This is a genomic window from Variovorax sp. GW821-FHT09B05 (genome assembly GCF_059418265.1).
Window position 1 is genome coordinate 105,012 of the sequence record NZ_JBWKPN010000014.1, and the last position, 25,410, is coordinate 130,421.

A 25,410-nucleotide genomic window follows, 5' to 3' on the forward strand; every position below is an offset into this window, starting at 1 on the left:
CTCGTGGTTACTCTTGCAGAAAAACGCTGTTCAAAGCAGAAGATAGTTGCCTGGTAGTCAAGAAAAATCGCGCAATATAAATGCAAAAACGGCTTATCACGCCTAGCTCAATGATCGACGCCGCGGCCTCACGCTGCGCGGGGCCATCGAAGACGCGAGCCAGCCCCCGCCCCCGGCCATCGCCGCGCCATGAAATAAAAAAGCCGCCGGCAAAACCGGCGGCTTTCACGCATCGATCAATCGCCAGGCGCCAACTCAAGCCGCCATCGGCTCCGGCAACACCGAAGTCAACGCGAAGTCGATCAGCCGCAGCCAGGTTTCCTCCAGCCCCATGATGTTGTGGTGGTCGGAGTTCGCCACGGTCTTCACGCTCACGGGCGTGGGCCAGGCGTCGATGAGCTTCTGCGAGCGTTCGTGCAGCACCACGTCGTCGCGCTCGGCCAGCAGCACCTGGGTCTTGGCGGCGACCTCCTTGCTGTGCTCGATCGAATTGAAGCGATGGCGCAGCAGCAGCGACAGCGGCACGAGCGGAAAGCGCTTCTTCGCGACTTCGAGCATGGAGTCGTACGGCGTCACGAGCTGCAGGCTCTCGAAGGGCTGGCGCGCCGACAACTGGATGGCGACGCCGGTGCCGAGGCTGCGGCCGACGACATGCAGGCGCGCCTGCGGGAAGGCGCGGCGCAGATGGCGCGCGAACTGCTCGGCGTCAGCCACGGAGGCGACCTCCGACGGGCTGCCCTGCGAATCGGCCACGCCGCGGTAGTTGATGGCGGCCATGCCGAAGCCCTCGGGCAGCCAGTGCAGGGCCTGGGCGGTCACGCGCACGTCTTCGCCGCGGCCGGCCAAGTAGATGATGAGGTCCTGCACGGCGGCCTCGCCCTGCGGGTGGTAGACGTAGCCGCGCACCATGCCGCCGGGCACGGGGTGCGAGTAGGTGGAGAAGTCTTCCGACAGATGCACCACGGGCCGCTTGCGGGCATTGAAGAGGATGTGGCCCTGGCGCGTGGCCAGCAGGGTCCAGTAGGCGGCGAGGCTGCCGATGACGGCGGCCGAGGTCGACAGGGCGAAGCGGGCGATTCTTGCGTTGGTGTTGTATGAGGGCAAAGGGGCTCCCGAGAAAAAGGCCGGCGTTGTGTGATGCGGGCGGGAAGGCGATAGTTTCGCCGCGTTGGGAAGACAGCGCGTAGCCTGGTGTATGACGGTGTTCGCCGATGTACGGCGAGGTTGGCTGCGCGATGGGGAACGCAGCGCCGCGCGACGCCGGCTTTTGTCGGCTTGCGCTGACGCCGCGCGCCAAGGCGCTGCAGATAATCCGGCCCCATGACGACCCTTGCCCTCGACTGCTTCTACAGCCTTTCCTCGCCCTGGGCCTACCTCGGTGGCCCGCAGTTGCAGGACATCGTGCGCCGCCACCACGTGCGGCTGGCGCTCAAGCCCTACGACTTCCAGACGGTGGTGCCGCAGACCGGCGGCATTCCGCTGAAGACGCGGCCCGAGCCGCGCCGCACGTACCACGCGCTCGAGCTGGCGCGCTGGCGCGACTACCTCGGCATGCCGCTGAACCTGGAGCCGGCGCACTACCCGAAGGGCGCGCCCAGCGACCCGAACTGGAACAAGTACCCGGGCTGGATGGTGATCGCGGCGCAGTTGCAGGGGCTCGATGCGCTGCCGCTCTCGCATGCGCTGCTGCGCGCGCTGTGGGCCGAGGAGCGCAACACGTCGGAAGCCGCGGTGCGCATCGCGGTGGCCGACGAGAACGGCTACGACGGCGCGACCCTGCAGGCGATGGAGCAGTCGGCCGAGGTGCTGGCCGTGTACCGTGCCAACAGCGCGGAGGCGGTGGAGCTCGGGGTGTTCGGGGCGCCGACCTTCATCCTCGGCGACGAGCGCTTCTGGGGGCAGGACCGGCTGGGCTTTCTCGACCGGGCGCTCGACAAGCTGCGCGCGGCGGGCTGAGGCCCCGGCAAGGCTCAGGCCGCGAGTCGCAGCCAGATCCACGCCTCGGGCGCCTCGTCGAGCAGGCGGCTGGCCTTCCAGATGTGGCGCCCGCGCAGGTTGGAGCCGCACCCGAGGCCGACTTGGCTTCCCTCGGGCGCGAAGAACTCCAGCAGATTCGAGCTGCACCAGTCGATGCGCAGTTGCAGGGTGTGCGAGCCGGCCTCGACCTCGGTCTCGAAGCGGCCGCCGTTGCCGATGGTGCCGGCCTCCTCGCCGTCGATCAGCACCTTGTACCTGCGCGTGAAATCCATGAAGCCGCTGTCGCGGCGCAGCACGATCCGTGTCCTCATGGTGCCGATCCTCGCTTGAAACCGTTCGCGCGCGAAGGCCGCTCATGCCGCATGCATGTCGGCCATCGGCTCATTGCACCCACATCGAACGCGGCAGCAGCGCCGGCACCAGCACGCGGTTGAGCCGCTCGCGCCACCAGCGCAGCGCCTGGCCTTTGGCGCCGGTCTTCCACGCGAGCCAGAAGGCCTCGGGCGGGCGCGGCTCCTCGGTGGGCAGCTCGACCAGGGTGCCGCGCGCGAGCTCGAGCGCGATGCAGGCGCGCGGCAGGTAGCCGTGGCCCAGGCCCTCGAGCTGGCAGGCGATCTTGGCAACCATCGAGGGCACGGTGATGCGCGGCTGCCCGGCCAGCAGGCCGACGGTGCGGTCTGACAGGGTGCGCGCGCTGTCGCCCACCACGATGGCGTTGTGCTCGAGCAGGTCGCCGCGCTGCAGCGGGCGGCCGATGCGCGTGAGCGGATGGGTGGGCGCGACGCAGAAGGCGAACTCGAGGCTGCCGACCTGCGTGGCCTGGTAGCCGCCGCCGGCCGGGCCCTCGCCGGCGGCGATGACGATGTCGGCGCGGCCCTCGCGCAGCGCTTCCCAGGTGCCGGTGAGGGCCTCGCAGCCGATGCGTAGCCGGGTGCCGCAGCGCAGGTCCTCGAAGGCGCGCACGTCGCCGATCAGGGCCTGGGTGGGAATCAGCGAGTCGTGCACCAGCCGCAGCTCGGACTCGAAGCCGGTGGCGATCTGGCGCATGCGCGATTCGAGGTCGCTCGCGGCGCTCAGCAGCCAGCGGCCTTCCTTGAGCATTTCCTCGCCCGCGGCGGTGAGGGTGACGCGCGGGCCGTTGCGCTCGAACAGCAGCATGCCAAGCTGCTCCTCGAGCTTGCCCACGGCGTACGAGATGGTCGAGGGCACCTTGTTCAGGCGCGTGGCGGCGGCCGCGAAGGAGCCGTGGCGCGCAATGGCGTCGACGACCTCGATGGCTTCCAGGCTGAGCTTGAGCACGGGCGTGTTCCTGTGGATGAGTACGAAGGTTGAACGATCGAAATCGATGATCGAAAACTTCGATCATAAAGGCTGAAAAGTTTCGCCGATGACCGGGTTTTGGCCCGCGATGATTGATCCATGCCTAGGGGATGAGCCCCGAAAGCGATTGTGAATCACATCGATCAAAACTGTCATCGAAAGGTCATCAACCATGTTGGAACTTCGCGCCGCCACCGACCGTGGAACCGCCAATTTCGGCTGGCTCCAGTCGCGCCACACCTTCTCCTTCGGCCACTACCACGACGCGCAGCAGCAGGGCTTCTCCGACCTGCTGGTGATCAACGACGACCGCGTGACGCCGGGCCGCGGCTTCGGCACCCATCCGCACCGCGACATGGAGATCTTTTCGTACGTGCTCGAAGGCGCGCTCGAACACAAGGACTCGATGGGCACGGGCTCGGTGATCCACCCGGGCGACGTGCAGATGATGAGCGCCGGCACGGGCGTGCGGCACAGCGAGTTCAACGCCTCGGCCGTGGACCCGGTGCATTTCCTGCAGATCTGGATCGTGCCCGGTGCGCGCGGCGTGGCGCCGCGCTACCAGCAGGTGCACTTCGACGCCGAGCAAAAGCGCGGCCGGCTGCGGCTGATCATTTCGCCCGACGGCGACCAGGGCTCGCTCGCGGTGCACCAGGACGCCCGCGTCTACGCCGGCCTGTTCGACGGCGCCGAGACCGCTTCGCTGCAGCTGGCCGTCGACCGCTATGCCTATGTGCACGTGGCCCGCGGCAGCGTGGAAGTCAACGGCCAGCGCATGGCCGAGGGCGACGGCGCCCGCATCCGCCTCGCGCAGCAACTCGACTTTGCCAACGGCGACGACGCCGAGGTGCTGGTGTTCGACCTGCGGCCGAACGAGCTGCCGGCGCTCTGATTTCGTTTCTCCCCCTCTGTCTTTTTTCAACCTCGTTTTTTCAGGAGTCTTCCCATGTCCATCAAAGCCACCCCCACCGCCGGCGCCACCCTGCTGACCCCCACCGACCACACGCTGGTGATGATCGACTTCCAGTCGCAGATGGCCTTCGCCACGCACTCGATCGACGCGGTGAACCTGCGCAACAACGCCGCGCTGGTGGCGCAGGCAGGGGCAGGATTCGGCGTGTCGACCATCCTCACGACCGTGGCCGAGAAGAGCTTCTCGGGCCCGATGTTCGACGAGATCACGGCCGCCTTCCCCGACCAGAAGATGCTGGACCGCACCTCGATGAACACCTGGGAGGACGCGGCCGTGATCGAGCGCGTGAATGAGATCGGCAAGCCGCGCATCGTGCTCGCGGGCCTGTGGACCAGCGTGTGCATCGTGGGCCCGGCGCTGTCGGCGCTGGACCAGGGCTTCGAGGTCTACGTGATCGCCGATGCCTGCGGCGACGTGTCGGCCGAGGCGCACGAGCGCGCGATGCAGCGCATGGTGCAGGCCGGCGCGCGGCCGATGACCTCGCTGCAGTACCTGCTCGAGCTGCAGCGCGACTGGGCGCGCGGCGACACCTACGAACTCACGACCGGCATCGCGAAGAAGGTGGGCGGCGCCTACGGCATCGGCATCAACTACGCCAAGAGCATGTTCGGCGCCCACGAAGGCTGAGCCCCGGCAACGAACGGAACAACGAACAGAGAGCGCCGGCCATGAAGCCCTATGTCGTCTCCCTTGCGCTGGGCCTGCTGGTCGGCGTGATCTACGCGCTGTTCCAGGTGCGCTCGCCGGCGCCGCCGGTGATCGCGCTGGTCGGCCTGCTCGGCATCCTGCTCGGCGAGCAGCTCCCGCCGCTGGTGCGGCAGGTGTTCGAGCGGCCCGCGGCCACCTCGTGGCTGCATCACCAGGTCAAGCCGCACGTGTTCGGCGAACTGCCGAAGTGCGTGCAGCCCGAAGCGTCGAAGACCGCCGCTGCCCGCTCGTCCGACAGGAGCGATGCATGAGCACCCCCGACCCGCAACGCCGCCAGCTCCTGGGCGCCCTCGGCGCCTTCGCCGCCACCTCCCTCGCATCCACCCCGACCATGGCCAACACCCAGACCCCCGACCTCATCCTGCGCAACGGCCGCTTCACCACGCTGGACCGCGCCAACCCCACGGCCGATGCCGTGGCCATCAAGGACGGCCGCTACACCCGCGTGGGCCGCGCCGAAGACGTGCTGCCGCTGGCTGGCCCGAACACCCGCGTGATCGACCTGCAAGGCCAGCGCGTGCTGCCGGGGCTGATCGACAACCACCTGCACATCATCCGCGGCGGCCTCAACTACAACATGGAGCTGCGCTGGGACGGCGTGAGGAGCCTGGCCGACGCGATGGGCATGCTCAAGCGCCAGGTGGCGATCACGCCGGCGCCGCAATGGGTGCGCGTGGTGGGCGGCTTCACCGAGCACCAGTTCGTGGAGAAGCGGCTGCCGACCATCGCCGAACTCAACACGGTGGCGCCCGACACGCCGGTGTTCATCCTGCACCTGTACGACCGCGCGCTGCTCAACGGCGCCGCGCTGCGCGCCGTGGGCTACACCAGGGACACGCCGGCGCCGCACGGCGGCGAGATCGTGCGCGATGCCGCCGGCAACCCGACCGGCCTGCTGCTGGCCAAGCCCAATGCCGCGATCCTCTACGCGACGCTGGCCAAGGGGCCGAAGCTGCCCTTCGACTACCAGCTCAATTCCACGCGCCACTTCATGCGCGAGCTCAACCGCCTGGGCGTGACCGGCGCGCTCGACGCGGGCGGCGGCTTCCAGAACTATCCCGACGACTACGCCGTGATCCAGAAGCTGGCCGACGACGGGCAGCTCACGATCCGCCTGGCCTACAACCTGTTCACGCAGAAGGCCAAGGAGGAGAAGGCCGACTTCCTGAACTGGACCAGGACCTCCAGGTACAAGCAGGGCGACGACTACTTCCGCCACAACGGCGCGGGCGAGATGCTGGTGTTCTCGGCCGCCGACTTCGAGGACTTCCGCGAGCCGCGGCCCGAGATGGGCCCCGAGATGGAAGGCGAGCTCGAGGAGGTGGTGCGCATCCTGGCGCAGAACCGCTGGCCCTGGCGCATGCACGCGACCTACGACGAGACCATCAGCCGCTCGCTCGACGTGTTCGAGAAGGTCAACAAGGACACGCCGCTGGCCGGCCTGAACTGGTTCTTCGACCATGCCGAGACGATCTCCGAGGAGTCGATGGACCGCATCGCCGCGCTCGGCGGTGGCGTGGCGGTGCAGCACCGCATGGCCTACCAGGGCGAGTACTTCGTCGAGCGCTACGGCGCGGGCGCGGCCGAGGCCACGCCGCCGGTCAAGAAGATGCTGGAGCGCGGGCTCAAGGTCTCGGCCGGCACCGACGCGACGCGCGTGGCCTCGTACAACCCGTGGGTGTCGCTGTCGTGGCTGGTCACGGGCAAGACGGTGGGCGGCATGCAGCTCTATCCGCAGCGCAACTGCCTCGACCGCGAGGGGGCGCTGCGCATGTGGACCGAGAACGTCACCTGGTTCTCGAACGAGGAGGGCAAGAAGGGCCGCATCCAGGCCGGCCAGCTCGCGGACCTGGTGGTGCCCGACCGCGACTACTTCGGCTGCGCCGAATCGGAGATCGCCGACATCACGGCGCTGCTGACGATGGTGGGCGGCAAGGTGGTCTATGGCGCCGGGCGCTTCGCGTCGCTCGACGAGGGCGCGCCGCCGCCCGCGATGCCCGACTGGTCGCCGGCGCGCACCTTCGGGGGCTATGCAGGCTGGGCCGACACGCAGGGCGTGCACGGTGCCGAGGGCGCGCCGATGCAGAAAGTAATGCGCAACGCCGCTGCGTCGTGCGGCTGCGCCAACGACTGCAACGTGCATGGCCACAGCCACGCGACGGCCTGGAGCAGCAAGCTGCCGATCGCCGACCTCAAGAGCTTCTGGGGCGCGCTGGGCTGCGCCTGCTGGGCGGTGTGATGGCGATGCGCTGGACCACCTCTTCGGCCGTGCGCTGGATCGCCTTGCTGCTGCTGTGCGCGGCCTACCTGCAGGGCGGACTCAACAAGGCGATGGACTTCGACGCGGCGATCGCCGAGATGAACCACTTCGGCCTGTCGCCGGCCGGCCCGCTGGCCGCGGTGGTGATCGTGCTCGAGCTCGGCGCCGCGGCGCTGATCCTCGCGGGCTTCTGGCGCTGGCTCGGCGCGCTCGCGCTGGCGGGCTTCACGCTGATGGCGACCTTCGTCGCGCTGCGTTTCTGGGAGATGCCGCTGGGGCACGAGCGCTTCATGGCCGCCAACTCCTTCTTCGAACACCTGGGACTGGTCGGCGGCTTCGTGCTCGTGGCCTGGCTCGACCTCAAGGAACGTCACGATGACTGAAGCCCCCAAGACCGCCAAGCCCGGCGCCTTCGCCCCGCTGCGCCAGCCGGTGTTCGCGGTGCTGTGGGCCGCCACGGTGCTCGGCAACATCGGCAGCTTCATGCGCGACGTGGCGAGCTCGTGGCTGGTGACCGACCTGTCGGCCAGCCCGACCGCGGTGGCGCTGATCCAGACCGCGGCCACCTTGCCGGTGTTCCTGCTGGCGATCCCGGCCGGCGTGCTGTCGGACATCCTCGACCGGCGCCGCTTCCTGATCTTCGTGCAGCTGGTGCTGGCGGCGGTCAGCGGCAGCCTGCTGGTGCTCTCCCACACCGGCGCGCTGACGGTCGAGTACCTGATCGCGCTGACCTTCGTGGGCGGCATCGGCGCGGCGCTGATGGGGCCGACCTGGCAATCGATCGTGCCCGAGCTGGTGCCGCGTTCGGACCTCAAGGGCGCGGTGGCGCTGAACTCGCTGGGCATCAACATCGCGCGCTCGATCGGCCCGGCCGCGGGCGGGCTGATCCTCGCGAGCTTCGGCGCGGCCGTGACCTACGGCGTGGACGTGCTGAGCTACGTGTTCGTGATCGCGGCGCTCTTGTGGTGGAAGCGGCCGGCGGCCGTCGACAGCGGGCTGTCGGAGAACTTCCTCGGTGCCTTCCGCGCCGGCCTGCGCTACACGCGCTCGAGCAAGGAGCTGCACGTGGTGCTGCTGCGCGCGGCGGTGTTCTTCCTGTTCGCGAGCTCGGTGTGGGCGCTGCTGCCGCTGGTGGCGCGCCAGATGCTCGGCGGCAGCGCCGGCTTCTACGGCGTGCTGCTGGGCGCGGTGGGCGCGGGCGCCATCGGCGGCGCGCTGCTGATGCCGCGGATGCGCGAGCGGCTCGATGCCGACGGCATGCTGCTGCTGGCCTCGGTGCTGACGGCGGCGGTGATGGGCGCGCTGGTGCTGGCACCGCCCAAGTGGCTGGCCGTGGCGCTGCTGCTGGTGCTGGGCCTGGGCTGGATCGTGGCGCTGACCACGCTCAACAGCGTGGCGCAGTCGATCCTGCCGAACTGGGTGCGCGGACGCGGCCTGGCGGTCTACCTCACGGTGTTCAACGGCGCGATGGCCGCGGGCAGCCTGGGCTGGGGCCTGGTGGCGCAGCAGATCGGCGTGCCGTTCACGCTGGTGGCGGGCGCGGTGGGGCTGGTGGTGGCGGGATTGATCTTCCACCGTGTGAAGCTGCCGGCGGGCGAAGCCGACCTGCAGGCCTCGAACCACTGGCCCGAGCCGCTGGTGGCCGAGCCCGTGGCGCACGACCGCGGGCCCGTGATGATCCAGGTCGAGTACCGCATCCGCAAGGACGACCGGCCCGCCTTCATGGCCGCGATGAAGCGCCTGTCGCTCGAACGCCGCCGCGACGGCGCCTATGCCTGGGGCCTGCACGAGCACACGGCCGACCCGGAACGGATCATGGAATGGTTCCTCGTCGAATCCTGGGCCGAGCACCTGCGCCAGCACCACCGCGTGTCGCAGGCCGATGCGGACCTGCAGGGCGAGGCGCTGCGTTTCCATGCGGGGCCGGGCAAGCCGGAGGTGCATCACTTCCTGTCGCTCTGAGCCTTCCTTCTTCTTTCCCTTTCCGTTTCTTTCAACCCCTCATCAAGGAAAAACCATGACCACACTGACCCTTCGCGACGGCACCGAGCTCTATTACAAGGACTGGGGCAGCGGCCAGCCGATCCTGTTCAGCCATGGCTGGCCCCTGAGCGCCGACATGTGGGACAGCCAGATGCAGTTCTTCGCCGAACGCGGCTACCGCGCCATCGCCTTCGACCGCCGCGGCTTCGGCCGCTCGAGCCAGCCCTGGACCGGCTTCGACTACGACACCTTCGCCGACGACATCGCCGAGCTGATCGAGAAGCTCGACCTGAAGAACGTGGTGCTCGCGGGCTTCTCGATGGGCGGCGGCGACGTCACGCGCTACATCGCGCGCCATGGCTCGGCGCGGGTGGCGAAGCTGGCGCTGATCAGCGCGGTGACGCCGCTGTTCATGAAGACGGCCGACCATCCGGTGGGTCCCGAGAAGTCGCTGTTCGACGGCATCCGCGCGGGCCTCGCGGCCGACCGGGCGCAGTTTCTCGACGACTTCAGCACCATCTTCTACGGCACCAACCGGCCGGGCGCGGCGGTGTCGCAGGGCGTGTTCAAGCAGACGCTGCAGATCGCGCTGCAGGCCTCGCTGAAGGCGACGATCGATTGCGTGACCGCGTTCTCCGAGACCGACTTCCGCCCCGACATGGCGAAGATCGACGTGCCCACGCTGGTGATCCACGGCGACGACGACCAGGTCGTGCCCTTCGAGGCCACGGGCAAGCTGGCGCACGAGCTGATCGCGGGCAGCCGGCTCGAGGTGTACGCGGGCGCGCCGCATGCGACCTGCACCACGCACCGCGACCGCGTGAACGCGGACCTGCTGGGCTTCGTGCAGGGCTGAGCGCGCTTCAGCCGCCGTGCGCGCCGAGCCACGCGAGGGCTTCGGCGCGCACGCGCTCGTCGGCATCGTGCTGCGCCGCATGGGCGACGGCCTCGTGCCATGGGCGCCCGGCGCGCTTCCAGGCCGCGAGGCTGTAGAGGGCGGTCCAGCGCACGCCGGCATCGGTGTCGTGCGCGATGCGCTCGGCCAGCGCGGGCAGCAGCCGGCGGCCGGCGGCGGCGCCGAGGCCGCGATCGTCCATCAGGCTGGCGGCATGCAGGCGCACCCGCGCATGCGGCGCGGCAAGGCCGCGCAGGGCCTCCTCGATCTCGCCGGCGCGCAGGCTGCAGTAGCTGCTGCCGGGCTTGAGGATGGCGAGCGCGCGGGCCTCGGCGGCGGGCGAGAAAGACAGCAGGGCCTCGAGCGGTCGGTAGTCGAGCGCCAGCGGCGTGCGGTCGCGGAAGGCGGAGTAGGGCGCGCACAGGCCTTCGATGGCGACCTCGGTGTCCGCGCCGGTCGCCAGTTGCTCGAGCAGCCAGTCGCTGTGGCCGAGGAAGGCCAGGGCGCGCGCGGCCCACGAACGGTCGGGCGGCTCGCCGCGGCCGCTGGCCTGGCGGCGCAGCGCGGCCAGCACCTCGGGCGTGGCGATGCCGATGCGGCCCAGCAGCGAGGCCGCTTCCCAGGCCCGGCCCTTGGGCGCCAGCCGTTCGAGCAGCGCCGGCACGGCGGGCGCGCCGAGGCGGCAGAGCCATTCGGCCGCGTCTTCGCCGTCGATGGCGCCCTCGAAGCGGCCCAGCCGCTCGACCAGGTACTGCGCCTGGGCCTCCTCCGGCAGCGCGGCGACGCGGCGGCGCTCGCTCTCGTGCGCGTCCTCCTCGGGCATCAGCGCGAGGAAGGTCTTCTCGCCGATGCAGCGGCGCACCCAGGCCGGGCCGCCTTCCTCGTCGTGCAGGAAGACGACGAAGTCGGGCGCGAGCTGCCCCGGATGGCTCTGCGCCAGCGCCTTGCGGATCTTCTTCGTGGCGCTCACCAGCATGTCGACGCAGCGGCGCTCGCCCGCGAGCCAGGCGCGCCGCGTGGACTGCATCGCGGCCGCCTCGGCGCCGGCGCTCAGGGCCTCGCTCTCGAAGCCGCTCAGGTCCCAGCGCCAGTCGGGCGGATTCCAGGCCGCCTCCCAGAAACGGCCGGCCGGCGGGCCGCCGAGGGCGCCGAGGCTGTGGGCCGCCAGGCCGGGCAGGAACACCGGGCCGTCGAGTTCGCGGTACAGGCCGTACAGGGCGGCGGCGTAGAAGCTTTCGCCGGGGTTCTGGTCCAGCAGGGCCTGCAGGGCGCGCACGGCGTCGTCCACGAGCAGCGGTTCCAGCGCCTTCCAATCGGCGGGCGGCGGGGTTTCTGAGGACATGGGCGGGCGATTTCCTTTGGGCCCGCGATCCTAAGGGCCGGTGCCGCTGGCGATAATCCGTCGATGCGAATCCGCTTTACCAAGATGCAGGGGGCCGGCAACGATTTCGTCGTGCTCGACGAAACGCGCGGCACGCTGGGCCTCACGGCCGCGCAGTACCGCTTCCTGGCCGACCGCCACTTCGGCGTCGGCGCCGACCAGATCCTCACGGTGCGGCCCGCGCGCGCCGCGGGCACCGACTTCCAGTACGTGATCCACAACGCCGACGGCGGCGAGGTCGAGCAGTGCGGCAATGGCGCGCGCTGCTTCATGCGCTTCGTGCGCGAGCACGGCCTGACCGACAAGAACACGGTGCGCGTCGAAACCCTGGCCGGCGTGATCGAGCCGCGCATGGGCGACGACGGCCGCGTGACGGTCGACATGGGCGCGCCGATCTTCGAACCCGAGCGCGTGCCCTTCGACACCGCCGGGCTCGATCCGCAGCCCGAGGGCGGCTGGCACACCTGGCACCTGGCGCTGGGCACGCGGGCCGGCAGCGCTATCGTTTCGGTAGCGGTGCTGTCGATGGGCAACCCGCACGCGGTGCAGCTCGTCGACGACGTCGAGACCGCGCCCGTGGCCGAGCAGGGGCCGCAGATCGAACACCATCCGCGCTTTCCGCAGCGCGTGAACGCCGGTTTCCTGCAGGTGGTCGACCGCACGCACGTGAAGCTGCGCGTGTTCGAGCGCGGCGCGGGCGAAACCCTGGCCTGCGGCACCGGCGCCTGCGCGGCGGTGGTGGCGGGCATCCGCCTCGGGCTGCTGGACCGCCGGGTCGACGTGCAGACGCACGGCGGCATGCTCACCATCGAATGGCAGGGCGAGGGCCGGCCGGTGCTGATGACGGGCCCGGCCACCACGGTGTTCGAGGGCGACATCGAGGTGCCGGACCTGCCATGACCTCCTTCACGAACAACCAAGACGCGAACGCCATGAACCCGATCACCGAAGACGACATCGCGAACTACCTGGCGAACACGCCCGACTTCTTCGAGCGCCATGCCCAGCTGCTGGCGCAGGTGCAGCTCACCAGCCCGCACGGCAACCGCGCCGTGAGCCTGCAGGAGCGCCAGGCCGAGATGCTGCGCGAGAAGATCAAGGCGCTCGAGCACCGCGTGATGGACATGGTGCGCCACGGCACCGAGAACGTGGTGATCGCCGACCGGCTGCAGCGCTGGACCGCGGGCCTCTTGACCACGCGCGACCCGCGCAGCCTGCCCTATCGCATCGCGGTCGACCTGCAGTCGCTGTTCCTGGTGCCGCAGACGGCCATCAAGGTCTGGGACTGCGGCACCGAATACCTCAACGAGGCCTATGCGCAGTGGGTCAGCGACGACGTGAAGGCGCTCGCGACCTCGCTGACCTCGCCGTACTGCGGCCTCAACGCGGGCTTCGAGGCGGCCAACTGGCTGCCCGAGCCGAATGCCGCGGCCTCGATCTCGCTGATTCCGCTGCGCGCCGAGCCCAACGCCCCGGCCTTCGGCCTGCTGGTGCTGGCCTCGCCCGACGCGCAGCGCTTCAACGCCGAAATGGGCACCGACTTCCTCGAGCGCATCGCCGAACTGGCCTCGGGCGCGCTGTCGCGGCTGCGGCCTTGATCCGTCCCGTCGCGGCGCTGGGGCGCCTGTGGCGCCGGGTGCCGCGCGTGCTGCGGATCGCGGCCTGGACGGTGTTCGGCGTCGGCGTGGTCGTTTACGCGACCGCCTGGACCGTGGTGTGGCAGGGCGCGCGCGAGGCGCTCGCCAACCCGCCGCAGCGCGCGGCCGATGCCGCGCTGGTGCTCGGCAACCGAGCCTACCTGCGTGGCAAGCCCAATCCCTGCCTGACCGGGCGCGTCGACGAGGGCGTGGCCCTGGCGCGCGCCGGGCTGGCGCGCGAGCTGCTGTTCTCGGGCGGCGTCGACACCGAGGACGGCCGCATCGAGGCCGAGGTGATGGAGCAGCATGCGCGCGCCGTGGGCCATGCCGGGCCGATGCGGCAGGAGCGCGTGTCGAGCTCGACGCGGCTGAACCTCGCGCTGTCGACGCCGATGCTGCAGGCGGCCGGCGTGCGCAGCGTGATCGTGGTGTCGGAGCCCTACCACCTGTGGCGCGTGAAGCGGCTGGCACGCAACAGCGGCTTCGACCGCGCCTTCGACGTGCAGTACGCGGCCGCGCCCTCGAGCTGCTGGCGACGCTGGGGCATGGTCTTCAAGGGCGCATTGCGCGAGCCGCTCGCGGTCGTGAACAATGCCGCGCATGGCTACCTCTTCTAGCGCGGCCGGGGCCGAGGCCCCGCCCGCCGATTCGGGCTGGATCGAGAAATACCTGGAGTACGTGCGCGTGGAGCGCCGGCTGTCGGCGCGCACGCTCGAGCTCTACAGCTACCACCTGAAGGAACTGGCGGCGAACGCGGCCGAGGCCAGGCTGCCGCTGGACCGCGTGCAGACCGCGCACGTGCGCCGCTGGATGGCGCAGCTGCATGGCTCGGGCCGCGAGCCGCGCGGCATCGCGCTGGTGCTGTCGTGCTGGCGCAGCTTCTACCGCTGGCTCGGGCACGAGAAGCTGATCGGCTTCAACCCGGTGCAGGACGTGCACGCGCCCAAGGCCGACCGCCCGCTGCCCAAGGCGCTGGGCGTGGACGACGCGGTGCGGCTGGCCGAGCTGCACGACGCCGAGGCCGACCCCTGGACCGAGACCCGCGACCGCGCGATCGTCGAGGTGCTCTACGGCTGCGGCCTGCGCGTGAGCGAGCTCACGGGGCTCGACGCGCGCGCGAGCCAGACCGCGCGCGGCTGGATCGACATGGACGCCCACGAGGCCAGCGTGCTCGGCAAGGGCAGCAAGCGGCGCATGGTGCCGGTGGGCTCGAAGGCCATCGAGGCGCTGGCGGCCTGGCTCGCGGTGCGCGGCGACTGCGCGGCGCTCACGGCCGCCACCCTGCGCGAACCGGCCGAGGCGGCGGCGCTCTTCATCAGCGCCAAGGGCGTGCGGATGTCGTCGCAGGCGGTGTGGAAGCTGCTGCGCGGGCGCAGCCTCAAGGCCGGCCTCGCGACGCCGGTGCATCCGCACATGCTGCGCCATTCCTTCGCGAGCCACGTGCTGCAGTCGAGCAGCGACCTGCGCGCGGTGCAGGACCTGCTGGGGCACGCGAACATCGCGACCACGCAGGTCTACACGCGGCTCGATTTCCAGCACCTGGCGCGCGCCTACGATGCGGCGCATCCGCGCGCGCGGGCCCGCGACGACGATGGCGGCAGTGGCAGCAGCCGTGGCGCTAAGAAAACTCCCGACAAGAAAACATGAAATCCCTCCGACTCAAGCCCGGCAAGGAGCGCTCGCTGCAGCGCCGCCATCCCTGGGTGTTCGAATCCGCCATCGCGCGCGGCGGCGCCGATGCCGGCGAGACCGTGCGCATCGAATCGCACGACGGCGCCTTCCTCGCCTGGGCGGCCTTCAGCCCCGATTCCAAGATCCGCGCGCGCGCCTGGAGCTTCGTCGAGACGCAGCGCATCGACGCGGCCTTCCTCGCGTCGGTGGTGGCGCGCGCGGTCGCGGCGCGCGGCCTGTTCGAGCTCCAGAGCGACGGCGTGCGGCTGGTGCATGGCGAGGCCGACGGGCTGCCGGGCCTGATCGTGGACCGCTACGGCGACACGCTGGTGGCGCAGTTCCTGTCGGCCGGCGTGGAGCGCTGGAAGGCCGTGCTGGCCGATGCGCTCTTGAAGGCGACGGGCCTGTCGAAGCTCTACGAGCGCTCGGACGCCAGCGGCCGCGAGCGCGAGGGGCTCAAGCCCGTGACGGGCTGGCTGCGCGGACAGGACGAGGCGACCGAGATCGTGATCCGCGAGCACGACTGGAAGCTGTCGCTCGACATCGCCACCGGCCACAAGACCGGCTTCTACCTCGACCAGCGCGACAGCCGCCGGCGCTTCGCCGAGATGGCGCGGCACCGGCGCTTCCGGCGCGTGCTCAACTGCTTCTGCTACACGGGCGGCTTCACGGTGGCGGCGCTCGCGGGCCTGAAGGCGGCGGACGCGGTGAAGGGCGCCTCGCTGGTGTCGGTCGATTCCTCGCTGCCGGCGCTGGAGCGCGCGCGCGGCCACCTGGCGCTCAACGGCTTCGACGCGGCGGCCGACGGCTTCGAGGCCGAGTTTCTCGATGCCAACGTCAACACCGTGCTGCGCGAGTTCCTCGACCAGGGGCGCAGCTTCGACGCCATCGTGCTCGATCCGCCGAAATTCGCGCCCACGGTGGCGCATGCCGAGCGCGCCGCGCGCGCCTACAAGGACATCAACCGGCTCGCGCTCAAGCTGCTCGAACCGGGCGGGGTGCTGCTGACCTTCTCGTGCTCGGGTGGCGTGGGCGCCGACCTGTTCCACAAGATCGTGGCCTCGGCCGGGCTCGATGCCGGCGTGGACGGCTACATCGCCGAACGCCTGGGCGCGGCGCCCGACCATCCGATGACCATCGAATTCCCCGAGGGCGAGTACCTCAAGGGGCTGGCGGTGGTGCGAAAACCCGCTTGACCGTGCCGGCCGAAGGGGGCTTGGCCCCCGCGGCAACGCAACTCAGTGGCACTGGCTACACTGCCCGCCAGTTTCCCGCTTTCCGATCCATTCCATCCGTTTTCCGCTTCCGGAGCACCCCATGGCCCTGATTCCCGCCACCATCCTCACCGGCTTCCTCGGCTCGGGCAAGACGACCTTGCTCAAGCGCATCCTGACCGAGGCCCACGGCCAGAAGATCGCGGTCATCGAGAACGAGTTCGGCGAGGAGAACATCGACAGCGACATCCTCGTGACCGAATCGAAGGAGCAGATCGTGCAGATGAGCAACGGCTGCGTCTGCTGCACCATCCGCGAAGACCTGCGCGAGGCGCTGCAGCTGCTGGCCGCCAAGAAGCGCCAGGGCCTGCTGGAGTTCGACCGCGTGGTGATCGAGACCACGGGCCTGGCCGATCCCGGCCCGGTGGCGCAGACCTTCTTCATGGACGACGAGATCGCCGAGAGCTACCTGCTCGACTCGATCCTGACGCTGGTCGATGCCAAGCACGCGCCGCAGCAGCTCAACGACCGCCAGGAGGCGCGCCGCCAGGTGGGCTTCGCCGACCAGATCTTCATCAGCAAGAGCGAGCTGGTGTCGGCCGAGGAGACCGAGGCGCTGATCCATCGCCTCAAGCACATGAACCCGCGCGCGCCGCAGCAGAAGGCGCATTTCGGCGACGTGCCGCTCAAGGACATCTTCGACCTGCGCGGCTTCAACCTGAACGCCAAGCTCGACATCGACCCCGACTTCCTGAAGGAAGACGACCACGACCATCACGACCATGACCACGCGCATGGCGAGCACTGCGACCATCCCTCGCACAAGCACGAGGGCCACGGCCACCATCACCACACGGACGACGACGTCAAGAGCTTCGTCTACAAGGCCGACCGCGCCTTCGACCCGGCCAAGCTGGAAGACTTCCTGGGCGCGATCGTCAACATCTACGGCCCGCGCATGCTGCGCTACAAGGGCGTGCTGAACATGAAGGGCACCGAGCGCAAGGTGATCTTCCAGGGCGTGCACCAGCTGATGGGCAGCGACCTCGGTCCCGAATGGGGCAAGGACGAGCAGCGCCAGAGCCGCATGGTCTTCATCGGCATCGAGCTGCCGCGCGAGATCCTCGAGCAGGGGCTCGAGCAGTGCCTGGTGTGAACTGAAGATTCCGAATGAAGAAAAGGCGCCGGCCGCGAGGCCTGGCGCCTTTTTACTTGGCGGGCAGCTCGACGGGCTTGCCGATCAGCTTGAGCTGGCCGCCGCTGAACTCGACCTGGCTGGTCACGTCGTCGCCCGCGCGCTTCAGGTAGCCCTGCTGCTCGAACTGTTCGATCATCAGCGCGGCCACTTCGGGCGACGGCGCCTGGCTGCCGCCGGCGGTCTCGGCGATCTTCTCGATCCACTTCACCGGCAGCCGCCCGTTGGCCTTGAGCACGCCGCGTTTGAGCAGCAGCGCGTTGCCGGGCAGTTGCAGGTCCTCGTCGGTCACGCCGGCCATGGCGACCGAGTAGCCGAACTCGGCGCGCTGGCCGTCGATCTCGACCAGCAGCCGGTCGACACCGACCTCGGGGCCATGCTTGGCCATGGCCTTGAGATCGGGCGCGAGCTGGTCGACCAGCGCGCGCAGCGCGGCCTGCGAGGCCTTGCCGCGGATGCAGCCGTTGGCGGCGGCCGAGCGGGTCCAGGCCTCGGCCAGCTTGCGGTAGCCGCTGACGTCGATGCGGCGCGTGCTGCTGGCCATCTCGAAGTTGTCGATGCGGGTCGCGCCGACCGAGCCCGTGCCCTTGAAGGTGGCGGTGCCGGTGTAGAGGCCGTTCTCGATGGTGGCGTCGCTGGCGGCATCGAGGCCCTGCAGCACGATGGTGGGGAGGGGCTTGGCGGGGGCGGCGTCGGGATCGGCCTTCTTGCCGGCCACCGTGAATTCCAGCGCCTCGAGCCGGCCCGTGCTCTTGCCGGTGGCCAGCATCCAGCCGTGGCGGATGTCCAGGTCGGCCCGGGCGCCGAGCTTGCCCATCTTGAGGTTGACGCCGTTGCGCAGGTCCGCGGCCTCGAAGCCGGGCAGGGCGAGTTCGTAGTGCGCCTCGGTGCGCGCGCCGTCGACCCGCACGCGCAGCTGTGCGCCCTGCCAGGAGACGCGGGTCTTGCCCTCGTCGGCGAACTGGCCGGGCGCGAGCGTGATCTCGCTGGCGTAGCCGCCGTCGAAGCCGACCCGGGTGTGGGCGCCGAAGGGTCTGGCGTCGCCGAACACCTTCTTCGCCTCGGCCTGGCCCTTGATGTCGAGCAGCAGTTCGCTGTCGATGGTGGCCGCGGCCAGGCTGCCGCCGGCCAGCGGGCCGTGGCGGATGGTGTCGCGGAAACTCAGGCGCAGCGGTTTGGACGGGGGCGGCGCGGCCTCCTCGCCGTCCTCTTCGTCCGGGTCCGCGGGCGGCGCGCCGGCCACGGCGGCGTCGGCCGGGCAGCCGAGCTCCAGCGTCACGGTGCTGACCGCGCCGAGGAAGCCGCGCTCGTAGCTGCGTTCGGTCACGCGCACCAGCGCGCTTTGCTGCGGCAGTTCCGCGAAGGCGCTGTCGTAGACGGATTTCACCTTGTTGCCGGCCCACCAGGTGCTGCCGGCATAGGCCAGCGCGATCGCGGCGGCCAGGACTCCCAGGACTGTCTTCTTGCTCAAGTTCGGCTTTCTTGTAGGGGTATCCAGGGCCATGAGGCCCCTGGCGCCGGCCCTCCGCCGGCGCGGCGCGATGCTACCGGAGCGCCGTGGGGGCCAAACGCATCGCCCGCGCATTCGAGTTCTCTATACAATCGCGCGCCTGTTGAAAACGCCAGGTCCCCCCGCAAGGGGGCGGCAGGGGTCGAAGACAGGAGGGCGCCGCATGTTTGCGGCGGGCTTTCGGGGGTATAACCCCGGGGTTCGCCGACCGGCGGATGCCCTCGACAACGTGGAGCCCGCGCGGCCGACCAGGTCCGCAGTGGCTCCCATGGGAGGAGACACCAGTGAAAGCGCGTTCCAGTTCGTCCAAGGAGCCAGTCACCGTGAAGAAGCCCGCCGCCAAGGCCACGCCAGCATCCAGGACCGACGCCACCAAGGCGACGGCCGCGAAGCCGGCTGTACCGGCGGCCAAGAAAGCATCTTCCGCGACGGCGACCGTAGCGAAGAAGGAAGGCGCCGCAGCAAAGAGCGTCAAGACAGAGAAGACCGCAACGCCCACGGCCAAGGCCGCGAGCGCATCGGCGAAGAAAGCAGTTCATCCCGCCACCAAGCCTGCCAGCGAGCCGGCGGCAACCGTCCCGGCCAAGAGCGCGAGCAAGACAGCCAAAGCGGGTCCATCGTCCACCAAACCCGTCGGCCCGCGTGCCGTTTCACCTGTTCCCCCGATTCCCATGAAAAAAACGGCTGCCGCCTCTTCCTCCGCCCCGGCGACACCTTCGACCCCCGAGCCCGAAGTCGCCACGGCAACGGCCGCGCCCGCCCCCGCCCGCGGCGGCCGGGTGTCCCGCCTGTCGCAACTGACGGTGCCCTCGATGCCGCAATCGGTGGCATCGACCGCCGCCAAGTCCAGCTTTATCCAGACCGCCTCGCAGGCGCTGGTTCCGCCTCCCCCCGTGAATGTGAAGAAAGATCCGAAGTTGGCCAACAACTGGAAGACCAAGTCCGTCGAAGAACTCAGCGATGCCGAAGTCATCGCGATGCCCGATGCCGAGTACATGAACGAGAAGCAGATGGCCTTCTTCCGCCTGAAGCTCGTCGAACTCAAGCGCGGCATTCTCGAGAATGCCGGCGAAACCACCGAGCACCTGCGTGAAGACACGGTGGTCGTGCCCGATCCGGCCGACCGCGCCACCATCGAGGAAGAACATGCCCTCGAGCTGCGCACGCGCGACCGCGAACGCAAGCTGCTGAAGAAGATCGAGCAGTCGATCCAGCGCATCGACGCCGGCGACTACGGCTACTGCGACGAAACCGGCGAGCCGATCGGCGTGGGCCGCCTGCTGGCCCGCCCGACCGCTACGCTGTCGCTCGAAGCGCAGCAGCGCCGCGAGCTCAAGCAGAAGATGTTCGGGGACTGAGCGCCGGTTCTCCGGCCCAGCCCCGACCGTCGTCCATCGCCCGCGAATGCCAAAGGAAGAAACGGGCCGCCTGCTTTCCAAGGTGGCGAAGTTCGTCCGCAATCCGCTCAAGGATTGGTCGGAGCTGGACACCCCCTCGACGACGAACGCCTCCGATTCCTCGCTGCCCGACCCGGCCTACAGCCGGGAAATGCTCAAGGAGATGATCGAGCGGCGCCAGCGCAACGATTTCGTGCGCCGGCGCGAGTTCGACATGCTGCGCAAGCTGCGCCAGCGCGAGGCCGCCGCCCACGCCTTCGATGCGACGGTCACGCCGTCGTCGTTCAACATCAACAGCACCTCGGAGAAATCCGAGGGCCGCGCGCTCACGCTCAAGAAGATCGACGAGATCGAGGAGCAGATGTCGCAGCAGTGGTGGAAGGGGCGCGGGCCGAACGGCGAGACGCTGGTCAAGTCGCCGCCCGACGCGGGCGCCGAGACGCTGTCGCCGGCCGATACCGACGCGCTGCTCGAGCCGCCCTCCCGGCCGGTGCCCGCGCCGGTGGCGCCCGCGGCCGTGGCCACGGCCTCGCCCAGCGGCACCCACATGGCGACCCGGCTGGCGCAGGACGGCGCGCTCGAGGAGGCGGTGATCCGCTTCGCGCACGGCGATGACGTCGGTGCCGAGGCGATCCTGCTGCAGGCGCTGGCCTCCGAGGGCGCGAGCGGCACCGACGAGACCCATGCCGCGACGGCCGAGCGCGACGACGCCCGCTGGCGCGCGCTGTTCGACCTCTACCGCGCCACCGGCGATGCCGCCAAGTTCGCGGCCGCGCGCATGCGCTATGCCCAACGCATGCGGCGCATGGGCCCCGACTGGGTGGCGCTCGACGAGCTGGCGCGCAGCGTGAAGGCGGTGGCGGCCAGCGAGGAGGGCGACAGCGCTCCCGCCGAAGGCGCCGCCGACTGGGCCGCGCCGCCGAAGCTGGCGCGCGACGGCCTGGTGGCGCTCACGCGCGCGCTGTCGCAGGCCGGCTCGGTCTGGACGCTCGACTGGCGCGCGCTGGGCGCGATCGGCTCCGATGCCGCGGCGCCGCTGCGCGTGCTGTTCGCGCACTGGGCCGATTCGCCGGTCAAGCTGCGCTTCATCGGCGCGGCGCAGCTGCTGGCGGTGCTGGCCGAGTCCGCGCCCAACAACGAGCGCGGCATCGACGACGTCTGGTGGCAGCTGCACATGGCCGCGCTGCGCCTGATGCACCTGCCCGACGATTTCGAGCTGGTGGCGCTCAACTACTGCATCACCTACGAGGTGTCGCCGCCGTCCTGGCAGGACCCGCGCGGCGAATACAGCGCGATCGCCGCGCCGGTGTCCACGCCGTCGCGCATGGGCTCGGTCTGGTCGCTGCTGTCGGTGGGCGGCGAATCCGAGAGCTTCCCCTCGGCCGGCAGCGGCTTCGCGGCGCTCGCGGGCGACCTGCGCGGCGAGTCGCCGTCGAACCTGCAGCGGCTCGATGCCGACCTGCGCGGCGGCACCGCGCCCGTGATCTCCTGCGCCGCGCTGCTGCGCATGGACCTGGCCGCGGCCGGTTCGCTGCTGGGCTGGGTGCGCGAGCGCGATGCCAAGGGCGAGCGGGTGCAGTTCGTCGATGCGCACCGGCTGATCGCGACCCTGTTCGGGCTGGTCGGCATCGCCGACCACGCGACGGTCGCGCTGCGCAAGAACTAGGCTTTCGTGCCGCCCCGGGCGGACTTGCATTGCCCCGCCCAGTCCCCAGATGGCTGCGATGGAACAATTTCACGGCACCACCATCGTGAGCGTGCGCCGCAAGACCCCCCAGGGCGACCAGGTCGCCATCGGTGGGGACGGGCAGGTCACACTCGGAAACATCGTCATCAAGGGCACGGCGCGCAAGGTGCGGCGGCTCTATCACGGCAAGGTGCTGGCCGGCTTCGCCGGCGCCACGGCCGACGCCTTCACCCTGTTCGAACGCTTCGAGGCCAAGCTCGAGAAGCACCAGGGCCACCTGTCGCGCGCCGCGGTCGAACTGACCAAGGACTGGCGCACCGACCGCGTGCTGCGCCGCCTCGAGGCCATGCTGGCCGTGGCCGATGCCACCACCTCGCTGATCATCACCGGCAACGGCGACGTGCTGGAGCCCGAGAACGGCGTGATCGCCATCGGTTCGGGCGGCGCCTACGCGCAGTCGGCGGCCAAGGCGCTGCTCGACAACACCGAGCTCACGGCCGAGCAGATCGTGAAGAAATCGCTGGAGATCGCGGGCGAACTCTGCATTTACACGAACATGAACCACACCGTCGAGACGCTCTGAGGCCCGCCACCATGTCCATGACCCCCCAGGAAATCGTCTCCGAGCTCGACAACCACATCGTCGGCCAGCCGCAGGCCAAGCGCGCCGTGGCCATCGCCCTGCGCAACCGCTGGCGCCGCCAGCAGGTCGACGACAAGCTGCGCGCCGAGATCACGCCCAAGAACATCCTCATGATCGGCCCCACCGGCGTGGGCAAGACCGAGATCGCGCGCCGCCTTGCGCGGCTGGCCGATGCGCCCTTCATCAAGGTCGAGGCCACCAAGTTCACCGAGGTGGGCTACGTGGGCAAGGACGTCGACTCGATCATCCGCGACCTGGCCGAGATCGCCGTCAAGCAGACCCGCGAGGCCGAGAGCACCAAGGTGCGCGCGCGTGCCGAGGACGCGGCCGAGGAGCGCATCCTCGACGTGCTGCTGCCGCCCGCGCGGCTGGCCGACGGCACCGCGCCCGACAGCGGCAACGCCACGCGCCAGGCCTTCCGCAAGAAGCTGCGCGAGCACCAGCTCGACGACAAGGAGATCGAGATCGACCTCGTCGAGACGCGCGCGCCGCTCGAGATCATGGGCCCCGCCGGCATGGAGGAGATGGCCGAGCAGCTCAAGGGCATGTTCGGCCAGATGGGCCAGGGCAAGCGCAAGACGCGCAAGCTCAAGATCGCCGAGGCGATGCGCTTCCTGATCGACGAGGAAGCGGCCAAGCTGGTGAACGAGGACGAGATCCGCACCCAGGCGATCGCCAATGCCGAGCAGAACGGCATCGTGTTCATCGACGAGATCGACAAGGTCGCCACGCGCAGCGAGGCGCAGGGCACCGACGTCTCGCGCCAGGGCGTGCAACGCGACCTGCTGCCGCTGGTCGAGGGCACGGCCGTGAGCACCAAGTACGGCGTGGTGCGCACCGACCACATGCTGTTCATCGCGAGCGGCGCCTTCCACCTGAGCAAGCCCAGCGACCTGATCCCCGAGCTGCAGGGGCGTTTCCCGATCCGCGTCGAGCTGCAGTCGCTGTCGGTGGCGGACTTCGAGAGCATCCTCACGCAGACCCGTGCCTCGCTCGTGAAGCAGTACCAGGCGCTGCTGGCCACCGAGGGCGTCACGCTCGACTTCACGCCCGAGGGCGTGACCCGTCTGGCGAGCATCGCCTTCGAGGTCAACGAGCGCACCGAGAACATCGGCGCGCGCCGCCTGTCGACGGTGATGGAGCGTCTTCTCGATGAAGTAAGCTTCGACGCGACCCGCCTCGAGGGTCAGACGATCCGCATCGATGCCGCCTACGTGGACCAGCGCCTGGCGGCACTAAGTCACGACGAAGACCTGTCGCGCTTCATCCTCTGAAGTTGCCTCCCTTGCCCCTGTTACAGGGGCAACGCTTCACGCATCACATTCACTGCGTGAGCTAAGTGGTTCATTCTCAACGAAATTCGCCGATTCCAGAATCTTGGAATCGGCGCTAAGTCGTTGATTCCATTACAAAAAATACCCCGCACGCCTGGTTGCGCCGGAAGTGTTTCCTGCTACAGTGCAAAAAAGTGCAGTTAAGTGGGAAAAAGTGCGAGTAGTGTGCCCTTCGGGCGCTGCGGCCTTCCCACCACAGGGGTTTCTCGGTCGTGTTTCAAGGCGCTTCATCGCTCAGTCTGGATGCCAAGGGGCGGCTTTCCGTGCCGACCCGGCATCGCGACGTCCTGAGCGCCACGGCAGGCGGCCAGCTCACGATCACGAAGCACCCCCATGGCTGCCTGATGGTGTTCCCGCGCCCGGAATGGGAGAAGTTCCGCGAGCGGATCGCCGCGCTGCCGATGTCGGCGCAGTGGTGGAAGCGGGTGTTCCTCGGCAACGCGATGGACGTCGAGATGGACGGCACCGGCCGCATCCTCGTGTCGCCCGAACTGCGCGCGGCCACGGGCATCACGCGCGACACCCTGCTCTTGGGCATGGGCAACCATTTCGAACTCTGGGACAAGGCCACCTACGAGGCCAAGGAGGCCGAGGCCACCCAGGGCGAAATGCCGGATGTGTTTCAGGACTTCGCGTTCTGAGGGGCATCGTGAATACCGCATGGACCCACACGACCGTTCTTCTGGACGAAGCGGTCGAAGCCCTTCTTGCAGGCCAGACGGCCGCGCCCGGCACCTTCGTGGACGCGACCTTCGGCCGGGGCGGGCATTCGCGCGCGATCCTCGCGCGGCTGGCGCCGGAAGGCAGGTTGATTGCCTTCGACAAGGATGCGGAAGCGGTGACCGAAGCAGCGCGCATCTCGGATGCGCGTTTTTCCATCCGGCACCAGGGATTCCGTTCGCTGGGCGAATTGCCCGGCGCGAGCGTGGCCGGTGTGCTGCTGGACCTGGGCGTGAGCTCGCCGCAGATCGACAACCCGGCGCGCGGTTTCAGTTTTCGTTTCGACGGCCCGCTCGACATGCGCATGGACACCACGCGCGGCGAGAGCGTGGCCGAGTGGCTGGCAACGGCAGAACTCCAACAAATTGCAGAGGTGATCCGTGACTATGGCGAAGAACGGTTTGCTGTTCAGATTGCAAAGGCGATTGTTGCTCGCAGACAAGAACGGGGCGCAATTTCAACCACCACCGAACTGGCCGAGCTCGTGGCTGGCACGGTCAAAACCCGCGAGCCGGGCCAGAACCCTGCAACGCGCACATTTCAGGCTCTTCGGATTTTCATCAACGCCGAGCTTGAAGAGCTGCAACAGGCGCTAGAGGCGAGCCTGTCGGTGCTGCAACCCGGCGGCCGGCTCGCGGTGATCAGTTTCCATTCGCTCGAAGACCGGATCGTGAAGCAGTTCATCGCGAAGCACTCGAAGGAGGTCTACGACCGCCGCGCGCCGTTCGCGGCGCCGAAGGCGATGCGGCTGCGCGCGCTCGAGCGCATCAAGCCCTCCGAGGCCGAGGTCAACGGCAACCCGCGCTCGCGCAGCGCGATCCTGCGCGTGGCCGAACGAACGGAGACGCCATGACACGACCTCGCGTCCACGGTCCCGCCCGCACGATTTCCAGCCGCCGCACCAC

The 25,410-nt window shown here is 69.5% G+C and carries 26 protein-coding genes; 20 read left to right on the plus strand and 6 right to left on the minus strand.

Annotation, left to right across the window (positions count from 1 at the left end; genetic code table 11):
• Positions 1-7: 7 nt before the first annotated feature.
• Together AC07RM_RS30360 and AC07RM_RS30365 are read right to left on the minus strand one after the other, a co-directional pair.
• The gene (locus AC07RM_RS30360; protein WP_495336885.1) at positions 8-259 is read right to left on the minus strand and encodes a hypothetical protein; all 252 of its coding nucleotides are present in this window, start codon (positions 257-259) and stop codon (positions 8-10) included.
• On the minus strand, positions 256-1,104 hold the full coding sequence (locus tag AC07RM_RS30365) for an alpha/beta hydrolase (RefSeq protein WP_256222967.1): 849 nt from the start codon (positions 1,102-1,104) through the stop codon (positions 256-258). Before AC07RM_RS30365 ends, AC07RM_RS30360 begins: the two co-directional genes overlap by 4 nt.
• Positions 1,105-1,320: 216 nt before the next feature.
• Between AC07RM_RS30365 and AC07RM_RS30370 the strand changes: the two genes are divergently transcribed.
• Entirely contained in the window at positions 1,321-1,956 is a 636-nt protein-coding gene (locus AC07RM_RS30370; RefSeq protein ID WP_495336886.1) for a 2-hydroxychromene-2-carboxylate isomerase, read from the plus strand.
• Positions 1,957-1,970: 14 nt separating this feature from the next.
• On the opposite strand, the gene AC07RM_RS30375 is transcribed toward AC07RM_RS30370, so the two are convergent.
• Together AC07RM_RS30375 and AC07RM_RS30380 are read right to left on the minus strand one after the other, a co-directional pair.
• Positions 1,971-2,288, minus strand: a complete 318-nt coding sequence (locus tag AC07RM_RS30375) for a hypothetical protein (RefSeq protein ID WP_495336887.1) — start codon at positions 2,286-2,288, stop codon at positions 1,971-1,973.
• Between the two features lie 70 nt (positions 2,289-2,358).
• On the minus strand, positions 2,359-3,276 hold the full coding sequence (locus AC07RM_RS30380; protein ID WP_296780891.1) for a LysR family transcriptional regulator: 918 nt from the start codon (positions 3,274-3,276) through the stop codon (positions 2,359-2,361).
• Between the two features lie 193 nt (positions 3,277-3,469).
• Here AC07RM_RS30380 and AC07RM_RS30385 point away from each other — a divergent pair, with 193 nt between their 5' ends.
• The 7 genes from AC07RM_RS30385 (at position 3,470) to AC07RM_RS30415 (ending at position 10,077) form a co-directional block, all read left to right on the plus strand.
• Positions 3,470-4,189 (plus strand): pirin family protein, encoded by a 720-nt coding sequence (locus tag AC07RM_RS30385; protein WP_495336888.1) that lies wholly within the window; start codon positions 3,470-3,472, stop codon positions 4,187-4,189.
• A gap of 54 nt (positions 4,190-4,243) precedes the next feature.
• On the plus strand, positions 4,244-4,897 hold the full coding sequence (locus AC07RM_RS30390) for a hydrolase (protein ID WP_495336889.1): 654 nt from the start codon (positions 4,244-4,246) through the stop codon (positions 4,895-4,897).
• A 41-nt stretch (positions 4,898-4,938) separates the two neighbouring features.
• On the plus strand, positions 4,939-5,229 hold the full coding sequence (locus AC07RM_RS30395) for a DUF1427 family protein (protein WP_495336890.1): 291 nt from the start codon (positions 4,939-4,941) through the stop codon (positions 5,227-5,229).
• An 80-nt stretch (positions 5,230-5,309) separates the two neighbouring features.
• The gene (locus AC07RM_RS30400) at positions 5,310-7,217 is read left to right on the plus strand and encodes an amidohydrolase (RefSeq protein WP_495336931.1); all 1,908 of its coding nucleotides are present in this window, start codon (positions 5,310-5,312) and stop codon (positions 7,215-7,217) included.
• 5 nt (positions 7,218-7,222) lie between these two features.
• Complete coding sequence (locus AC07RM_RS30405; RefSeq protein ID WP_495336891.1) at positions 7,223-7,621, plus strand: DoxX family protein; 399 nt, start codon at positions 7,223-7,225, stop codon at positions 7,619-7,621.
• A complete protein-coding gene (locus tag AC07RM_RS30410) occupies positions 7,614-9,200 on the plus strand; it encodes an MFS transporter (RefSeq protein WP_495321995.1) in 1,587 nt (528 codons plus the stop codon). Before AC07RM_RS30405 ends, AC07RM_RS30410 begins: the two co-directional genes overlap by 8 nt.
• Before the next feature lie 55 nt (positions 9,201-9,255).
• The gene (locus AC07RM_RS30415) at positions 9,256-10,077 is read left to right on the plus strand and encodes an alpha/beta fold hydrolase (protein WP_093353337.1); all 822 of its coding nucleotides are present in this window, start codon (positions 9,256-9,258) and stop codon (positions 10,075-10,077) included.
• A 7-nt stretch (positions 10,078-10,084) separates the two neighbouring features.
• Here the strand turns inward: AC07RM_RS30415 and AC07RM_RS30420 are convergent, their stop codons facing one another.
• Positions 10,085-11,458 carry a hypothetical protein gene (locus AC07RM_RS30420; protein ID WP_495336892.1) on the minus strand — a complete coding sequence of 458 codons (1,374 nt, stop codon included), beginning with the start codon at positions 11,456-11,458 and terminating at the stop codon, positions 10,085-10,087.
• Between the two features lie 63 nt (positions 11,459-11,521).
• Between AC07RM_RS30420 and dapF the strand changes: the two genes are divergently transcribed.
• From dapF to AC07RM_RS30450, 6 genes are all read left to right on the plus strand, one after another.
• Positions 11,522-12,397, plus strand: a complete 876-nt coding sequence (dapF, locus tag AC07RM_RS30425) for a diaminopimelate epimerase (protein WP_495336893.1) — start codon at positions 11,522-11,524, stop codon at positions 12,395-12,397.
• On the plus strand, positions 12,394-13,095 hold the full coding sequence (locus AC07RM_RS30430; RefSeq protein WP_057597239.1) for a DUF484 family protein: 702 nt from the start codon (positions 12,394-12,396) through the stop codon (positions 13,093-13,095). The genes dapF and AC07RM_RS30430 overlap by 4 nt, the downstream gene beginning before the upstream one ends.
• Entirely contained in the window at positions 13,092-13,751 is a 660-nt protein-coding gene (locus AC07RM_RS30435; RefSeq protein WP_495336894.1) for a YdcF family protein, read from the plus strand. The genes AC07RM_RS30430 and AC07RM_RS30435 overlap by 4 nt, the downstream gene beginning before the upstream one ends.
• On the plus strand, positions 13,735-14,781 hold the full coding sequence (locus AC07RM_RS30440; protein ID WP_495336895.1) for a tyrosine recombinase XerC: 1,047 nt from the start codon (positions 13,735-13,737) through the stop codon (positions 14,779-14,781). Before AC07RM_RS30435 ends, AC07RM_RS30440 begins: the two co-directional genes overlap by 17 nt.
• A complete protein-coding gene (locus AC07RM_RS30445; protein WP_395348864.1) occupies positions 14,778-16,001 on the plus strand; it encodes a class I SAM-dependent rRNA methyltransferase in 1,224 nt (407 codons plus the stop codon). The genes AC07RM_RS30440 and AC07RM_RS30445 overlap by 4 nt, the downstream gene beginning before the upstream one ends.
• 121 nt (positions 16,002-16,122) lie before the next feature.
• Positions 16,123-17,175: a CobW family GTP-binding protein gene (locus tag AC07RM_RS30450; RefSeq protein WP_093353350.1), complete on the plus strand. Its 1,053-nt coding sequence runs from the start codon at positions 16,123-16,125 to the stop codon at positions 17,173-17,175.
• Between the two features lie 52 nt (positions 17,176-17,227).
• Here AC07RM_RS30450 and AC07RM_RS30455 read toward each other — a convergent pair whose 3' ends face one another.
• Positions 17,228-18,685, minus strand: coding sequence for a YdgA family protein (locus AC07RM_RS30455; protein ID WP_495336896.1), 1,458 nt, complete (start codon positions 18,683-18,685; stop codon positions 17,228-17,230).
• Positions 18,686-19,389: 704 nt separating this feature from the next.
• Here AC07RM_RS30455 and dksA point away from each other — a divergent pair.
• The 6 genes from dksA (at position 19,390) to rsmH (ending at position 25,358) form a co-directional block, all read left to right on the plus strand.
• Entirely contained in the window at positions 19,390-20,082 is a 693-nt protein-coding gene (dksA, locus tag AC07RM_RS30460; protein WP_408908436.1) for an RNA polymerase-binding protein DksA, read from the plus strand.
• 46 nt (positions 20,083-20,128) lie between these two features.
• On the plus strand, positions 20,129-21,787 hold the full coding sequence (locus AC07RM_RS30465; RefSeq protein WP_093353357.1) for an STAS domain-containing protein: 1,659 nt from the start codon (positions 20,129-20,131) through the stop codon (positions 21,785-21,787).
• Between the two features lie 58 nt (positions 21,788-21,845).
• Positions 21,846-22,391 (plus strand): ATP-dependent protease subunit HslV, encoded by a 546-nt coding sequence (gene hslV, locus AC07RM_RS30470; RefSeq protein WP_057597019.1) that lies wholly within the window; start codon positions 21,846-21,848, stop codon positions 22,389-22,391.
• Between the two features lie 11 nt (positions 22,392-22,402).
• A complete protein-coding gene (hslU, locus tag AC07RM_RS30475) occupies positions 22,403-23,725 on the plus strand; it encodes an ATP-dependent protease ATPase subunit HslU (RefSeq protein ID WP_093353359.1) in 1,323 nt (440 codons plus the stop codon).
• Positions 23,726-23,997: 272 nt separating this feature from the next.
• On the plus strand, positions 23,998-24,426 hold the full coding sequence (mraZ, locus tag AC07RM_RS30480; protein WP_057597021.1) for a division/cell wall cluster transcriptional repressor MraZ: 429 nt from the start codon (positions 23,998-24,000) through the stop codon (positions 24,424-24,426).
• A gap of 8 nt (positions 24,427-24,434) precedes the next feature.
• Positions 24,435-25,358: a 16S rRNA (cytosine(1402)-N(4))-methyltransferase RsmH gene (gene rsmH / locus AC07RM_RS30485; protein WP_296795755.1), complete on the plus strand. Its 924-nt coding sequence runs from the start codon at positions 24,435-24,437 to the stop codon at positions 25,356-25,358.
• Positions 25,359-25,410 lie beyond the last annotated feature (52 nt).

Bases quoted from the DNA above. Each gene is read 5' to 3' on its own strand.
- AC07RM_RS30370 (WP_495336886.1), top strand. From the start codon at position 1,321: ATGACGACCCTTGCCCTCGACTGCTTCTACAGCCTTTCCTCGCCCTGG.
- AC07RM_RS30375 (WP_495336887.1), bottom strand. From the start codon at position 2,288: ATGAGGACACGGATCGTGCTGCGCCGCGACAGCGGCTTCATGGATTTC.
- AC07RM_RS30385 (WP_495336888.1), top strand. From the start codon at position 3,470: ATGTTGGAACTTCGCGCCGCCACCGACCGTGGAACCGCCAATTTCGGC.
- AC07RM_RS30390 (WP_495336889.1), top strand. From the start codon at position 4,244: ATGTCCATCAAAGCCACCCCCACCGCCGGCGCCACCCTGCTGACCCCC.
- AC07RM_RS30395 (WP_495336890.1), top strand. From the start codon at position 4,939: ATGAAGCCCTATGTCGTCTCCCTTGCGCTGGGCCTGCTGGTCGGCGTG.
- AC07RM_RS30400 (WP_495336931.1), top strand. From the start codon at position 5,310: ATGGCCAACACCCAGACCCCCGACCTCATCCTGCGCAACGGCCGCTTC.
- AC07RM_RS30405 (WP_495336891.1), top strand. From the start codon at position 7,223: ATGCGCTGGACCACCTCTTCGGCCGTGCGCTGGATCGCCTTGCTGCTG.
- AC07RM_RS30410 (WP_495321995.1), top strand. From the start codon at position 7,614: ATGACTGAAGCCCCCAAGACCGCCAAGCCCGGCGCCTTCGCCCCGCTG.
- AC07RM_RS30415 (WP_093353337.1), top strand. From the start codon at position 9,256: ATGACCACACTGACCCTTCGCGACGGCACCGAGCTCTATTACAAGGAC.
- AC07RM_RS30420 (WP_495336892.1), bottom strand. From the start codon at position 11,458: ATGTCCTCAGAAACCCCGCCGCCCGCCGATTGGAAGGCGCTGGAACCG.
- dapF (WP_495336893.1), top strand. From the start codon at position 11,522: ATGCGAATCCGCTTTACCAAGATGCAGGGGGCCGGCAACGATTTCGTC.
- AC07RM_RS30430 (WP_057597239.1), top strand. From the start codon at position 12,394: ATGACCTCCTTCACGAACAACCAAGACGCGAACGCCATGAACCCGATC.
- AC07RM_RS30440 (WP_495336895.1), top strand. From the start codon at position 13,735: ATGGCTACCTCTTCTAGCGCGGCCGGGGCCGAGGCCCCGCCCGCCGAT.
- AC07RM_RS30445 (WP_395348864.1), top strand. From the start codon at position 14,778: ATGAAATCCCTCCGACTCAAGCCCGGCAAGGAGCGCTCGCTGCAGCGC.
- AC07RM_RS30450 (WP_093353350.1), top strand. From the start codon at position 16,123: ATGGCCCTGATTCCCGCCACCATCCTCACCGGCTTCCTCGGCTCGGGC.
- AC07RM_RS30465 (WP_093353357.1), top strand. From the start codon at position 20,129: ATGCCAAAGGAAGAAACGGGCCGCCTGCTTTCCAAGGTGGCGAAGTTC.
- hslV (WP_057597019.1), top strand. From the start codon at position 21,846: ATGGAACAATTTCACGGCACCACCATCGTGAGCGTGCGCCGCAAGACC.
- hslU (WP_093353359.1), top strand. From the start codon at position 22,403: ATGTCCATGACCCCCCAGGAAATCGTCTCCGAGCTCGACAACCACATC.